Genomic DNA, 15,466 nt, shown 5'->3' with positions numbered 1-15,466 from the left:
ACTGTTGGAAATAAGAATCAGGTAATGATCTGTAATTTTTCCCAAGACGGATACTACAATATGAGAGTAAGGGCGGAAAATGCCTGTGGAGTAAGTGGGTGGTTCTGGTCTTATCCTTTTGTTGAAAACTGCTATTATTATGCCGTTAATATTAATCCGAATCCTGCAGAGGATTTTATAAATATTGAGATGGTACAAACACCAACCAGTCAAAATGATATAGGACAAAAAGGAGCATTCAATAATATGGATAGCAAGAATTCAGAACATAGCTTCAATAAGTTGGATTACGAAGTAAAAATTTATGATCAGGGGGGATACCTCAAGGCAAACCATAAATCAACCGAAGATATTCAAAATATTGACATCAGTTCTTTAGCTCCAGGGAGATATTATGTACATATCGAACATCCTGACGGTGTTATCAAAAGGCAAATATTAGTAAAATAATTAATCTTTTATGACGGGATTGTTGACTCAGGAAGCAATCCCGTCATTATTTTCATAAATCTAAACTAAGAAGATACATGTATCAACGGATATTTTCAGGGCTATTTTTCATCATGAGCCTTGCTACAGCATCAGCTCAAAACGAACCTTCAACATGGAGTCTATTAGATTCCACAAGCCGGTATGAAATCGGTCTCAATACTAATTTTGCTTTTGATCAGTTGATGGATCAAAACCAGCAGGTACCATTGGAATTGATGCTAAGGAAAAAGATTCATGACCAAAATAGGTTAAGACTGCGTGTCTTTGGGATGGTTAGCAGGGCTAAGAAAATAGAGGGTGATTTTACCAACATAGATCGCATCGGGAATTTTGGCCTGGCGGTAGGTTATGAATGGATAAAACCTCTGACCAAAAGATGGGAGGGGTACTATGGTATGGAACTGGAAGGACGTAAGATGGATAGACGATCGATTTTTGAGCAACCTGACACAGATCCGGAGGAGGATTATTTTGAAAGTCAGGACCAGTATGATAGGGAAATCAGGCTTTCGGTTTCTCCTTTGGCAGGTTTGCGTTTTAGGCTGAGTGCCCGCTTGCTGCTTAGTACAGAGTTTCGATTGTCAGCTTATATGGGAGAGCAGCAATATACAGAGCGTATCTCTATAAGAGCGAAGGAAGAAGGAAGTCAAAATCAAATTCAATCTACTGAAGGTTATACACTGAAACTAAATGGCCTGCGCTTTCAGCCTTATACCGGGATTTTTCTTAACTACAGGTTTTGATGGATGTTTAATTTGGTGGTAATAAAACTTACTTATTATTCAAGATTGGTGGATAGGCATGCTCATAGGTAGACAAGGGCTTGTTTGGATTTAAATTTTCGGGTTTGGGATCACTCGTAGCTGTTCAACACCTTCAGTGTTGAGTGTAGGTGTGTTTGCCTATCCCGTGGGTTGCCACCCACGGTTATTATTGTTCAGACCCTTCAGGTCTGTTTTTTTAAAGAAAAGTGGATCGTTTACTTACCATAGACTTTCCAATCGGATCGTTGCGAAGCCATTCGGTCAAAAAATGTCAACAACCTCCCGAATGCAGAGCGGAGTAGAAGTAGGGGGAGGTTAACGTCAGGCCTACCCCCTCGGCTCCGTTCAGGGTCCGGTTATCTTATCCATAATTATCGGTAAACTTAATTTAGGACAATTCGGCTATTCCATTTTCATTAAAATCCCCCTAGCCCCATTCTCTAAAGGGGGATTCAGGGGGATTTTTTTACGTGAATTGTAATTCAATCGTAAATAATAAATCAAGGAACATACCTCTATCCTGGCGGCTGAGCAGAGCCGAAGCCTTAGGGTGACGAATCATAAATCACCTACCCCTTTGGCTCAGCTATGGGGCCGGTGGCACTTGTTTTTTTGGTTTTCTGTATTTTTCGCAGACCATTAACCCCAAATATTATTTTGGAAATTCATCTTTTTATTTCGGGAATTGGCAAGGGCTGATTAAATTTGCGCATGGCAGAACAGATTTTAATCCTAGACTTTGGTTCTCAATACACGCAGCTTATCGCCAGACGTGTTAGAGAACTGGATGTATATTGTGAAATTCACCCGTATAATAAAATTCCACCCATCACTTCCGATATTAAAGGAGTTATCCTTTCCGGGAGCCCTTGTTCTGTAAAGGACAGTGATGCCCCTGATCTCGATTTGACTCCTTTGAGAGGAAAGCTTCCCATATTGGGCGTTTGTTATGGTGCCCAGTTGATGGCACAGAAATTTGGCGGAGAGGTAAAGCCCTCAGATACCAGGGAATATGGCAGGGCCAGGCTTTCTTATTTAGATACCCATTCGCCTTTACTAAAAGAGATGACGCATGATTCTCAGGTGTGGATGTCGCATGGTGATACGATCAAAGAGCTGCCGGAAGGCTTCGATATTATAGCTAGTACACAGAATGTAAAGGTAGCGGCCTATCAGGTTCAGGGAGAGGAAACCTATGGTATCCAGTTTCATCCTGAGGTAACACATTCTGAAGAGGGGAAAAACCTCTTAAGAAATTTTGTGGTTCAAATTTGTGATTGTGCTCAGGATTGGACGTCTGATGTGTTTATAGATGCTACGGTTGCTTCTTTAAAGGAAAGTATAGGAAAGGACCGTGTGGTAATGGGCTTATCGGGAGGGGTTGATTCTTCTGTGGCAGCTACCCTTATTCATAGGGCCATCGGAGATCAACTGACCTGTGTCTTTGTGGACAATGGTTTGTTAAGAAAAAATGAGTTTGAAGAAGTCCTGGATTCCTACAAAGGAATGGGGCTTAATGTCATTGGTGTGGATGCCAAGCAGAAGTTTTATGATGCTTTGGCCGGTATATCAGACCCTGAAGGAAAGAGAAAAGCGATTGGAAAAACCTTTATCGAGGTTTTTGATGATGAAGCCCATAAAATTAAAGATGTGAAATGGCTTGGGCAAGGCACCATTTATCCGGATGTGATCGAATCCGTTTCTGTTAATGGCCCTTCAGCAACAATCAAATCTCACCACAATGTAGGGGGATTGCCTGATTTTATGAAGCTTAAAGTGGTAGAGCCACTGAATACACTTTTTAAAGATGGAGTAAGGGAAGTAGGTAAAGCTTTGGGAATAGCAGATACCATCATTGGCAGGCATCCTTTTCCGGGTCCTGGGCTAGGGATCAGGATATTGGGTGATATCACAGCCGAGAAAGTACAAACCCTTCAAGAGGTAGATTATATTTTTATTCAAGGATTAAAAGATGCAGGTTTATACGACGACGTATGGCAAGCAGGATCCATGTTGCTACCGGTTCAGTCGGTAGGGGTCATGGGGGACGAAAGAACTTATGAAAGAGTAGTGGCCCTTAGAGCTGTTTCTTCTGTAGATGGGATGACAGCGGATTGGGTGCATTTACCTTACGATTTCTTAGGAAAGGTATCCAATGATATCATCAACAAAGTAAAAGGAGTAAATAGGGTGGTGTACGATATCAGTTCCAAGCCACCAGCAACTATAGAGTGGGAATAAAGATTAACATAAAAGCCTGATATCTTCATCAGGCTTTTTTATGTAAATGCCCTTAAGGAAAATTTAATTTCGTAATTTTGAATGGTTGACTGGTTTTTGTGAAAAAAGGTACGAAGTTTGAAACTACACCATTAAAGCGTTCTTCACCAAATGAAAATATTACTATACTTCCTAATTCTAATCCTGCCTGTAATGCCTGCATTTTCTCAGGAGGGTTTTGAGCAGTTTGAGCAGGCAAAAAAACAAATTCAGCAAGGTAATCAATCGGAGGCCATGGAGTTGTTGCGCCCCTATCTCGACAAAGAGAAGTATGCCTCGCTTTCTGATTATGCAAGGTTTCATTTTGCCAGGGCAGCCTATGAAAACAGGCAGTTTGAGCTAGCAAAAGAGGCTTTGAACTCCTTGCTAGATACTCGTGGGTTTGCAAAAAAGGACGATGTACGTTACTTATTGGCTTTGTGTTATTTCCAGCAGTCTACACCCAATGATGCTTTGCGGTTGATCAAAGAAATCTCAGATGAAGACTTAAAGGAAGAAGCTTATCGTGCCACTTATAATTTCCTTAAAGTAAGTGCTTCAAGTTCACTTGCTGTTCAATATGGCCTTTTTCCGGAAAATGATGGCTTGGTAATGGCCCTTAAGCAAAGACTTGAGACACAAGGGGCAATGTCGACAAATGAAAGAAAGCTTTACGATCAAATAAAAAACAGGTCTTTTTCTAAGGGGGATGGAAATACTTTTCTACCGGAGAAGGACGATGTTTTAGACATCGCAGTGGTGCTACCTTTCAATTATGAAGGCAGGTCAGGTGCCCAATTTTTAAAAGCCAATAATTTTGTTTTGCAGCTTCACCAAGGTGTTAAATTGGCCTTGGAACAAGCCCAAGCCAATGGTGTTCAAATAAATTTCAAGACTTTTGACACTGAAAGAAATGATGCAAAAGTAAGAGGTATACTCGAAGATCCATTTTTGCACAAAGCCGATATTATTATTGGCCCGCTATACCCTGAAGAGACAGCACTTGTAGCTAATTATGCAGCAAAAAATAAAATACCTCAAATAAATCCCCTTTCTAATATTGATGACAATATCAATGGCTACGAGTACGCCTATTTATTTAGACCATCCATAAAGGCCATAAGTCAAAAAGTATTGAACTACTGCAGAAAATTTGAGGGCAGGAGGGTTGCCTTGGCCTATTCAGGAACCAGTAGAGATGAGTTGTTGGCAGGGACCTTTGCGGAAATGGCCAGAAAAAGTGGGCTTCAAATAGTGAGAAATCAAAAGGTTTCTACCAGAGACATGCATGAGTTTTTCGAAAGTCTGGACTTGAGTGCAAATGGCAATCCTGAGGCTGATATTATGGTAGTTTTTTCTGATGATCCGAATATTGCTTCACCAACCTTCGGACTTGTAGAGTCTTTAGGTGCAGGGATGCCTGTGGTGGTGATGGAGAGCTGGTTGTATTTTGACTTTGCCAATTATGACATGATGGAAGCACAGAACTTTCATTTTATAGGTAACAATACGGTTGACTTTAACAATGAACTCTTGGATGATTTTAGAGAGAACTACTTAAATGTTTACAAGGATTACCCAACTTCCTTTGCCTATATGGGCTATGAGTTGGCAGATTTTGTAACAAAGGTCATCAATGATGAAAAAGGGTTTGATTTTCAAAAAAACCTGGACCGTAGTAACTTTATGAAAGGAAATTTGACCTTTGGTTTTGATTTTTCAGGAGTGAAATTTAATAATTACGTCCCTATATTAAGTTTGGTGGATGGCGTTTTGACTATTGAAGATTAATTGAAAATGAATACAAGTAAAAGCAAGCAACTTTTTGAGAAAGCGAAAAAATTTATACCGGGTGGGGTGAACTCACCTGTTAGGGCTTTTAAAGCCGTTGGAGGAGATCCATTGTTTATTTCTCATGCAGAAGGTGCCTATATCTATGATGTTGATGGTAATGAATACATAGAAGCCATCAACAGTTGGGGGCCAATGGTGCTAGGACATAACCACCCTTTGGTGCGTGAGGCCGTAATTAAAGCCATGGAGAAAGGGACTTCCTTTGGAGCACCTACAGGGATGGAAGTAGAAATAGCGGAACTGATTACCAAGATGGTTCCCTCCGTAGAGAAAGTGAGAATGGTTAACAGTGGCACAGAAGCCACCATGTCAGCAGTAAGACTTGCCAGAGGTTTTACCGGGAAAGATAAATTTTTAAAATTTGAAGGAAATTACCATGGGCATGGGGATAGCTTCCTTATCGCAGCAGGCTCAGGAGCCATTACCATGGGCAATCCTGATTCACCCGGAGTAACGCATGGTACTGCTAAAGATACCCTTTTGGCTCCTTTCAATGACTTGGGAAAAGTCAAAGAAGTTTTGGAGGCGAATAAAGGTGAAATTGCAGCCATTATTTTAGAGCCGGTTGCGGGAAATATGGGCTGTGTATTGCCGGAGCCCGGCTTTTTGGAAGGCCTAAGGAAGCTTTGTGATGCGGAAGAAATCGTACTGATTTTTGATGAGGTAATGACCGGATTTAGGTTGTCTCCCGGAGGTGCCCAGCAGTATTTAGGGGTAACGCCTGATCTCACCACTATGGGTAAAATTATTGGTGGAGGAATGCCGGTGGGAGCTTATGGTGGAAAAGCCGAAATTATGGATTTTGTCTCTCCTTCAGGACCTGTTTACCAGGCAGGAACACTTTCAGGAAACCCCATTGCCATGGCCGCAGGGCTTACCATGCTTAAATACCTGGATGAAAACCCTAATGTATATACTCAGTTAGAAAAAACAGGGGAAACCTTGGTAGCCGGACTTAAGGATAGCCTTAAACGTTTGGGGCTTCCTTATACCATCAATAATTTGGGAAGTATGTACACGCTTTTCTTTACAGACCAAAAAGTAAAGAACTTTGCAGATGCCCAAACCTGTGACACCGAGGTTTTTGGGAAGTATTTTAGAGGAATGCTTGAAAAAGGCATTTATCTGGCTCCTTCTCAATATGAAAGTTTGTTCCTTTCTACTGCTTTGGAGAATACCCACTTGAATAAAATTCTTGAGGCAAACGAAGAAACTTTAAAAAGTCTATAAATAAGTTTAGTTGGGCTTAGCAATAAAAAAGGGCTTCTGGTTTTCCAAAAGCCCTTTTTGCTTCAAATGTTTCTTTTTTTACAAAGATTGACCGACTTCAATAATCTGTTTGACGATTCCATTTTCTTCCTTAAGGTCTATTGTGGCCGCATCACTATTTTCAGCGTAATCTATAAGTTGTTCAATTTTTGCTACTGAAGCTGCTTTGCCTCCTTTTTTGATTTTTTCCATCAACTCAGCTGCAGCTTCTTTTTGTCCGTTATTTTTCAAGGCCAAAAATACAAGAGCCTGCTCTTGGCTATTGATATTGACCTTATCTGCCTGTGCAATCACAGCCTCTAGGTAATCACGGGATTTACCTTGCTCATTTCTCCCTTTGTAAACCATTGCTGTAAGGTAGTCCTGCAAGATCTCTTTGGGGTTATAGGGTTTACCTACACCTAGATTTTCAGGCCAAAGCCTGGATTTTTCTATTTTAGTCAAAGCCGCATTCCATCTCTTGGCCTTGATGTCCTGCAAGGTTGCATTAAGGTAAACGCTTTCATAAAGTGTTCTTCCGCCACCGGCACCTTCATGCGGTAATACCTCAATTTTATCCAGTAATTTCATCGCCGTTTTGTATTGGCCGGCCTTGTTTAGTAATTGGATGTACTCCATTTCCAATACATAATTTCCCGGAAAAGCTTTTACTGCTTCTTTTACCAATGTCAATGCCTCCTGGTTTGCCCCCTTATTAGCAAAATGCTTGGTGAGTTGAAACCAGGTTCTACATTGTGATTGATCCATGGACAGGGCTTTTTCCAGGTCTTCTTGTTTCTTTTCATCCCCTTGTTGATTCAATAATAAAGCCCTGCTTAGATAAAAAGTAGCTTCATCTGCAGATTGTCCAATTGCTTCAAGCAACTGATATCCCTCTTCTTCTTGTCCCAAAGCCATTAGGTTAAGGGCAAGGTAATAACCCACCTTCCAAGAAGAAATTTCAGACTTTGCCCACTTAAGTATAGGTAATGTTTCTTTCCGGAATGGCAGTACAAATGCTGAGGGCTGAGCGATCATCTGATTCAATTGTGCATCCTTTTGGGCAGGATCCAGATAGGCCAACCACAAATTCACCAGTGGGTGTTTGGGGCTGTTTTCTAGCACTTGAATCGCGATTTCTTTTTGCTTGTACTTATTGTACACAGTAGCCAATTCCATATAGCTTTGAAAAGGCATTTCATTTTTTATCATTGCTTTGAATTTTTCCAGGGAGGATTGATCCTTGTCAAGGAGGTAATGCTCAAAGCGAATGAAATGGTTGAGCGGATCAATTTCCCAAAGCTGATCCAGGGTTTTTAATGCCTGTGCTTTTTCTCCTTTTAGCCTTTGGCTGACAGCCAAAACCTGTAGGGCCATGATATTGCTTGTGTTGTTCTTAAGAGCTTTGTTGGCAAAATCTACAGCCTGATTGAGTTGCCCATCTGCCAAATAAATCTCCGACATGATGGCGTAAGCAGAAGATCGGAATTCCATAGATCGAGCGGCCCAACCGAAAGCCTCAAGAGCCTGATTGGTTTGTCCCATTGCATTATAAATGCTACCGGCAACAAAGTTTGCCTGATGGTCAAAATAGTCGGTAGCCAATGCTTTATAAATATTGTCTAATGCCTCCTCATACGCTGTGTAGCGCAAAAGTAGTTCGGCATAATCTATCCTTGCCTGTAGATGTCCAGGATCATTTTCAAGTGATTTTTTATAGGCGATCTCTGCTTTGTCATAATGCCTGCTGTAATAATACTGCCTGGCTTCAAAGTACAGTTTTTGGTTTTCGGATAGTTGTGGAGCATTGGTTTTATCAAACGGCCGAGACAGTTTCATCTCGTCTTTTTCGGTCCATTTATACAGCTGTTCACCTGCATAAATTACCTCTAGTTCTTTGACCGGCTGATCATATTTTATTTCATGGTTGATTGCCTCCATGGGTAGGGCCTGAACAGCCACTGTTTGTTCCTGCTTTCCATTGATAAAGATTTCCAGTTCACCATCTACCTTTTGGAATGGGTTGAACCCTAGGCTGATCAAGTTTTCGGATTGTTTCACATGTACTACACCAGTTTTTGAAACATCACTTATGCCACCAATTTCTTTTACCGGAAACCAGTAATTGGACCATTGATCAAGTGTATAAGGGGCAAAACCTGCTTTAGTGAGCGGTGTTTCTACGCTTTTTGATGGTGAAAATTGATTCAACATCCTTCCGGCTTGAAACTCCATGTATTGGCCATCGTTGTCCGTTAAAAGGTCTTCCCAAATTCCGCCATTTCTAGACAAGGCCCACAGCCAAAGTTTTTTTCCGGGACTGTCATCGTATGAGGAAAAATGTCCAAAACCAATTCCTTTGTTATGAAAATATCCACCAAAATGATTTAAAAATGAGCCGGCAATGTGTTGGGATTTGGCCCCGCCGAAATTATTGTTCTTGTAATGGTTAATGGCTATTCCGTCTTGAATCGGCCATTCTTTAGCCTCTCCACTGTGTTGCAAGGCAACATGGCCCGGGTAATAAAACTCTTGGTCTTCTGCAACATGAGCGGCTGCGGTCATCCAGTTATAATAGGGTTGTCTAAGTGGTTCAGGATTGTACCAGATGCCTTCTGTTTCAAAATAGGCCTTGTCCTTAGGTAGATTGATTTTGACTCTCCACTGCGTTCTGGAAGGAAGATCAATTGTGCCCACCACGCAGGTAATACTACCGTCTTCATTCTCATAATACACATAGTCGACAGGGCTAGCGGTGGCCGGAGAATGACCGATGATGCCAAAATTAAATTCTATACCACCTGATGTCCATGGGCCCCGCATGGCAATATTTCGGAATTTGACTACTTCATTTTCATAGATAAAATCTTCACCGGTTGATTTTTCTATGGCACCCCAAATCCGCCCACCAATTTGAGGCATGACAGTGATTTTTAGATAATCATTTTCCATGGTGATAAGGTCCCATTCTTTTTTTTCCGATTTGGTACTATAACCTTCGAAATTAAAATAGGGGTAAATATTGGGCCTGTAGGCCAGTGAGGGTACAGGGTTGGGATCCGAAAATGGATAGGTCTCAAAAACGGTTGGTTGTTGAGAAATCTGCACTTCCTGTGCTAAACCAAGTTTTACTGTGGTTAGCATTAGTGTCAAGAGAACTGCTACTTTTAAATTCATATACAATAAGGTGTTTGATTAGGGTAGTTTCATGGATTTCGGTTATAATATTAGCAATTAACCGGATCTTAGAGGTAAGTTGTTTTCAAGGATTTGATGTTATAGGTGTACTGTGATTTACCGGGATAAGGCAACTTGCCTACAATTCAGTTTCCGGTGATAGAGTAAAATTTCGTTATTCCGAGCTAGAAATCAATAATTTTTTGATAAGGGGTATTTTGTGTATATCTAAAAAAAAAGAGGAGCGCTAGGCTCCTCTTATGTTGAATGGTAATTAATACTAGTTGGCTTTTTACATTCAACAATTTCAGTGGTGATATTGTTTTAACGCATCAAATCTATTAATGATGTGTTTTGAAAAATATTTCTCAAATCTATTTGCATTTGAATCGATTAAAATTCTTGGATTTCGGAACTTTTTATGTCCGTTCGCTTGTCTTTAATAAAGTTTTGCAATTTGTACTATTAATTAAAATGGCAATTAATATGCCAAAAGCAAAGCGAAAAAAGTTGTTGTGTTGACTAAAATATCAAGTGAGATGGCAGTAAAAATATATGGGATTAAAAATTGTAATACGATGAAGAAAACTTTTTCTCTTTTTGATACAATGGAAGAGGGATATGAGTTTACTGATTATAAAAAGCAAAAGCCTGATCAGGCACTTTTGGAAAGTTTTATTGATAAGCTTGGCTTAGATACTGTGGTCAACCGAAGAGGTACTACCTATAGAAAGCTTGATGATGAAACAAAGTCAGCTTTGGATAAAATAGATACTGCCATCCCCATACTCCAAGAAAAAAGCAGTATGATTAAACGACCTATTTTGGTGTTTGAAGATGGAAGTATGCAGGCAGGATTTGATGAAGATTTGATACGTTCAAAATACTAATAAATGCTAAAAGGACATGGCTAAAAGGCTTACTTAAGAAAATTTAGTCTCATCCTTTTTCTCCATAGGCAAGAAATCTACTTCCAGATAACCCCCGGAGGCATTTGGGCTGGTAAGGAATTGTGGAATTCCCCTGGCCCAATCTATGGTTTGCTTGTGGATATGACCTGCAAATACGCCTAGTAGATTCTTGGTGTTGAACACTTCTTTATGAAAGGCCATGGTGGTCTCAGTATGACCTTCTTCCGGCCAGCGTTGTCTCCTTTCAATTTTAAAGTTTCTGTCGTTCTTAGCATTGTAATCGGGATGACCACATCCGTATCCCAAGGTTCTTCCGGGAGCGTATAGTGGGATGTGCATCATTAAAAGCATGGGTAGCCCTTTTTTGGCCTCAGCTTTATAAAATTCCAGTTGTTCCGGTAGGATTTCGTAATAACTGTTGTCAATATTTACCAGATTGATCCCTTTAATTTCTGCTGAATACATTAGCGGGTTTCTGCCTTTGTAGAGTGGGAGTAACCGCTTATTTATCCAGGTTTCCCTCAATTCATGCAGGCTTCCTTCCATGCCTTCATAGTGCCAGTCGTGGTTGCCACTTGAATAGAAATAAGGAATTCCTGTTTTTTCAAGGCGCTCAAATGCCCATTCAATTGCTGCCTCAGAAGGGAAACTGAACAAGTCACCGGTGAGGGTAATGGCATCAGCTTTTACCTCTTTTGCTATTTTCAGTGTTGCTTCAAAAGCTTCTTCGGGATGGGTAGATTCTCCGGTAAGGAAATGATGGGTTTTATTGTAGGCTTTTGCCATTCTCCCACTGTATTGTTGGTACTTTTCGCCTCTTTGGTCGTCTTTAAACAGGTGTGTGTCGGTAACATGCATGATCTTGACTTTTTTAAAGTCAGCTTTAGGTTGTGCAGCGTTTAATTCCTCGTTTAAGCCTAAGGCTAATCCCGCCGATATTACCCCTGCATTTTGGAAGAAATGTCTTCTTTTCATAAGGTTAATGTTTTACTCATCCCACAAAGGAGCAGTGAGGCCATTCAAATCCCACACTACTTTTCCAGACTGGATGGTTAGCTCATTTTCTATCTTGTATTTTCCCATCATTTTGCCAACACCTGTCTTTTCAGTAAAGCCAAAATTCCCTTCCAATACATTAAGGATAGCGATGTCAGCTATAGCCCCTTCACTTAAATGGCCAAATTCGGTATGCTTGATTACCTGTGCAGGTTTCCATGTAGAAGCTGCAATAATTTCCTGCATATTCATGCCCATATTAAGAAATTTGGACATCACATTGGTCATATTTTTCATTCCACTCATGATACTGCTCATGTGTGCATCCGTACTTATGGTATTGGGTTTTATGCCTTGTTGCATTGAGGGGATCGCATGTTTAAAGGCAAAACTTGAGCCACCATGTCCCACATCGTAGATAATGCCTCTTTCTTGAGCAGCTTTAATGAAAGGTCTTAATCTTCCGGCAGGATCCACCAAAGCTTCTCTGCCAAATCCGCCACCTCCGTAAATATGTGTGTAAATATCTCCCGGTCTTAACTTTTCCATAAAAAGGGTTTCGAGGGAAAGTGGAGGGTTGGCTCCTCCAAAATCGACCATTACAGGAATATCAGCTAACTCTCCTGCTTTTACCAAACGGTCTATTTGTTGCCATTGATGTCCGGCATAGTGGGCTACTTTAAACCCCACAATATAATCAGGATGTTGCTTGGCTACCAAAGCGGCCATTTTTGGATCCATGTCGTCCAGGTTTTGTTCATAAAGTGCGCCTTTCATCCCATGTCCCACAATGTTGAGCATGGCAAAAACTCTGGTCCTTACCCTATCAATAACTTGTTCTTTGAATTGTATAAAGTTTCTCCATCCTGAACCTCCAGCGTCTACCACGGTAGTTACCCCATATGGTAAAGTAAACCCGTCAGGATGAATGGCGCTGTAGCCATTGCTGTACTGCCCTCTTGGATCCAGACCATAGAAATTGTGCGTGTGGATATCGATTAAACCCGGGCTTACAATCATACCGGTAGCATCAATTACTTCACTTGCAAGGTCTTCATCTATTGATTTTTGAACCAAGGCAATTTTATCACCCGTAATGGCAATGTCCATGGGTTCATCAATATTGTTTTTAGCATCGATTACATGGCCACCTTTGATCAAAAGATCGTATTCTTGTCCCATAACCTGTAAGGAGCATATGGCCAATAAGGCAATTGTAAAGGTGAATTTTATAAAGTTGTTCATTTTCAAAATAGTGGTGTTAGTTGTTATTCAATTTATGGGGATAATTTAGCCTTTAGGCTTTTGAGTAGCAAGTGAAATTTGTTGATCGGTAGGTGGTATAAACAAAAAAAACGGAAAGTTTGTACCTTCCGTTTCCTTTAATATAAGCCTTTTTCTTCCCTTTAAACAGCTTCTGCGATAATTTGATGAATATCCTCATCCAATATTTCTTTCTTCATGTCCGCATGTTTAAGAAAGACGTCGTAAACTTTGTCTAATTCAAGTTTTGTAAGTGAATGGCCAACTTTATGTGCCCTGTATGCTAAAGCTGCCCTTCCGGACCTTGCTGTAAGCACAATCATGGATTCATCTACACCAACTTCCAAGGGGTCAATAATTTCGTAGGTCTCCCTATTCTTGATAACCCCATCTTGGTGGATGCCGGAAGAATGGGCAAAAGCATTTGAGCCTACAATTGCTTTGTTAGGCTGCACCATCATACCCATTTTTTCAGCCACAAGTCGACTAATGGGGTTAAGTAGCTTAGAATTTATATTGTTGGTAACATTAAGTCTAGGGTGCTGTTTCATGATCATGGCCACTTCCTCCAGAGAGGTGTTTCCGGCCCGCTCACCTATTCCGTTAACAGTACATTCAATCTGTCTCGCTCCATTGGTGATGGCGGCAATAGAGTTGGCAGTAGCCAATCCCAGATCATTGTGACAGTGTGCTGAAATAATCACATTTTCAATACCCCTTACATTATCTGTCAGGTATTTTATTTTTGCGCCATATTCATCAGGCAAACAGTAGCCTGTAGTATCAGGAATGTTTAGCACGGTGGCACCTGCTTTAATGACTGCCTCACAAACTCTGGCAAGGTATTCATTGTCTGTTCTGCCTGCATCCTCAGCATAAAACTCCACATCCTCCACAAAGGATTTGGCATATGCAACTGCATCTGAAGCCCTTTGTAGAATATTATCTCTATTACTGTTGAACTTGTGCTTGATGTGGTAATCGGAAGTTCCTATTCCAGTATGTATTCTTGGGCGCTTAGCAAACCTTAATGCTTCAGCAGCCACCTCAATGTCTTTTTTTACTCCTCTGGATAGGCCACAAACAATTGGCTCCGTTATGTTTTTTGAAATCTCAATAACGGAATTAAAATCCCCAGGGCTAGAAATGGGGAATCCTGCTTCGATCACATCTACACCTAGAGCCTCCAGTTGTTGGGCAATTTCTATTTTTTGAGGGGTGTTTAATTTACATCCGGGTACCTGCTCCCCATCGCGAAGGGTTGTGTCAAAGATCAATACGTGATTCTCATCCATAGTTATAATATTTTTATAAAATCTAAAGTAGAACCTTACAATTAGCGAATAAATTCGATTAACTTTATATGTCCGACGTCTAATGAGATATAAAGTAACATTATGATCAGATAATCAGGTGTTTAAGTAGTTTAAAAATATGATATCCAATAATAAAAAAGATTTTTTATTTGACTTAATAAATAGCCTATCCCCCTCAGAAAAAAGGAATTTCAAACTCTTTGCAAAGCGGCTGGCATCAAATGAAGGAGCTAAGTTTATTAGGCTGTTTGATGTATTGGACAAAATGGAGGTGTACAATGAGCGGCAATTGCTGGAAAAGACACCTGTAAGTAAGAAGCAATTGTCCAATATGAAGGCACATTTGTACAAACAAGTGCTAACCTCTTTGAGGCTTTTGTATGCGGATCGGAATATTGAGCTTCAATTGAATGAGCAAATAGATTTTGGGAGAATTCTATACAACAAAGGCCTATACATGCAAAGTTTGAAAACTCTGGATAAGGCCAAGCAGGTGGCAAGTATGTATGGCCTCAATACCATCATGCTACGAGTGGTGGAGATGGAGAAGGTGATAGAATCTCAACACATAACTAGGAGTATTGAAAATAGGGCTGATATGCTCAGCCATGAAGCGGCTCATTTGTCCGATAAGGTGGATCTCAAAAATCGGTTTTCAAGCCTCTCATTGCAATTGTACGGGATATATTTGAAAACCGGTTATATTAAAGACAAGGAGGGAAGGGAAATGCTGGAGAAGTTTTATAAGAAAAACATGCCGGTATATGATTTCCAAAGTCTGGGTTTTTATGAAAAAATGTATTTGTTTCAAGCCCAAGTTTGGTATTACCATATCATTCAAGATTTCCCGGTTTGTTATCGAGCTGCCCAGCACTGGGTGGATCTTTTTGAGGCGGCTCCACAAATGATTAGGGTGGCAACAGGAAGTTACCTTAAGGCGTATCATTATTTATTGGATACCCTGTTTTATATGGGCTACTACGAGCGTTTTGCTCAGGTTTTGGGAGAATTTAGGCACAGTTTGCAACAAGAGGATTTCGTGTTTGATGGCAACAGTAAGATATTGTCGTTTCTCTATCTTTATTCCAATCTTATAAACTTTTATTTTTTAAAGGGGGATTTTACCAAAGGGGTGGAAGAAATTGTGCCTGATTTATTAAGAGATATTTCTCCAATCAAAAGAAAG

At 40.5% G+C, this 15,466-nt stretch carries 11 protein-coding genes; 7 read left to right on the top strand and 4 right to left on the bottom strand.

Annotation, left to right across the window (positions count from 1 at the left end; translation table 11 throughout):
• The 5 genes from AAC037_RS05730 to hemL form a co-directional block, all read left to right on the top strand.
• Positions 1 to 450: T9SS type A sorting domain-containing protein (locus AAC037_RS05730; RefSeq protein WP_339902084.1), on the top strand; the 450-nt coding region annotated here is incomplete at its 5' end.
• Between the two features lie 77 nt (positions 451 to 527).
• Positions 528 to 1,235: a hypothetical protein gene (locus tag AAC037_RS05725; protein ID WP_339902083.1), complete on the top strand. Its 708-nt coding sequence runs from the start codon at positions 528 to 530 to the stop codon at positions 1,233 to 1,235.
• A gap of 732 nt (positions 1,236 to 1,967) precedes the next feature.
• On the top strand, positions 1,968 to 3,497 hold the full coding sequence (gene guaA / locus AAC037_RS05720; protein ID WP_339902082.1) for a glutamine-hydrolyzing GMP synthase: 1,530 nt from the start codon (positions 1,968 to 1,970) through the stop codon (positions 3,495 to 3,497).
• A 150-nt stretch (positions 3,498 to 3,647) separates the two neighbouring features.
• Positions 3,648 to 5,306, top strand: coding sequence for an ABC transporter substrate-binding protein (locus AAC037_RS05715; RefSeq protein ID WP_339902081.1), 1,659 nt, complete (start codon positions 3,648 to 3,650; stop codon positions 5,304 to 5,306).
• A gap of 6 nt (positions 5,307 to 5,312) precedes the next feature.
• On the top strand, positions 5,313 to 6,599 hold the full coding sequence (gene hemL, locus AAC037_RS05710) for a glutamate-1-semialdehyde 2,1-aminomutase (protein ID WP_339902080.1): 1,287 nt from the start codon (positions 5,313 to 5,315) through the stop codon (positions 6,597 to 6,599).
• A gap of 78 nt (positions 6,600 to 6,677) precedes the next feature.
• Here hemL and AAC037_RS05705 read toward each other — a convergent pair whose 3' ends face one another.
• The gene (locus AAC037_RS05705) at positions 6,678 to 9,794 is read right to left on the bottom strand and encodes a DUF5107 domain-containing protein (protein ID WP_339902079.1); all 3,117 of its coding nucleotides are present in this window, start codon (positions 9,792 to 9,794) and stop codon (positions 6,678 to 6,680) included.
• A 539-nt stretch (positions 9,795 to 10,333) separates the two neighbouring features.
• Here AAC037_RS05705 and AAC037_RS05700 point away from each other — a divergent pair.
• Positions 10,334 to 10,684, top strand: coding sequence for a Spx/MgsR family RNA polymerase-binding regulatory protein (locus AAC037_RS05700; RefSeq protein WP_339902078.1), 351 nt, complete (start codon positions 10,334 to 10,336; stop codon positions 10,682 to 10,684).
• Between the two features lie 33 nt (positions 10,685 to 10,717).
• Here the strand turns inward: AAC037_RS05700 and AAC037_RS05695 are convergent, their stop codons facing one another.
• The 3 genes from AAC037_RS05695 to AAC037_RS05685 all read right to left on the bottom strand — a co-directional run bounded on the left by AAC037_RS05695 (position 10,718) and on the right by AAC037_RS05685 (position 14,259).
• On the bottom strand, positions 10,718 to 11,680 hold the full coding sequence (locus AAC037_RS05695; RefSeq protein ID WP_339902077.1) for a metallophosphoesterase: 963 nt from the start codon (positions 11,678 to 11,680) through the stop codon (positions 10,718 to 10,720).
• Positions 11,681 to 11,692: 12 nt separating this feature from the next.
• A complete protein-coding gene (locus AAC037_RS05690; RefSeq protein WP_339902076.1) occupies positions 11,693 to 12,946 on the bottom strand; it encodes an amidohydrolase/deacetylase family metallohydrolase in 1,254 nt (417 codons plus the stop codon).
• Positions 12,947 to 13,107: 161 nt separating this feature from the next.
• Positions 13,108 to 14,259: a 2-isopropylmalate synthase gene (locus tag AAC037_RS05685; RefSeq protein ID WP_339902075.1), complete on the bottom strand. Its 1,152-nt coding sequence runs from the start codon at positions 14,257 to 14,259 to the stop codon at positions 13,108 to 13,110.
• A 139-nt stretch (positions 14,260 to 14,398) separates the two neighbouring features.
• Between AAC037_RS05685 and AAC037_RS05680 the strand changes: the two genes are divergently transcribed.
• Positions 14,399 to 15,466: hypothetical protein (locus tag AAC037_RS05680; protein ID WP_339902074.1), on the top strand; the 1,068-nt coding region annotated here is incomplete at its 3' end.

The organism is uncultured Cyclobacterium sp., assembly GCF_963976465.1.
GTDB lineage: Bacteria > Bacteroidota > Bacteroidia > Cytophagales > Cyclobacteriaceae > Cyclobacterium.
This window is presented reverse-complemented; position numbering and strand designations above follow the sequence as displayed.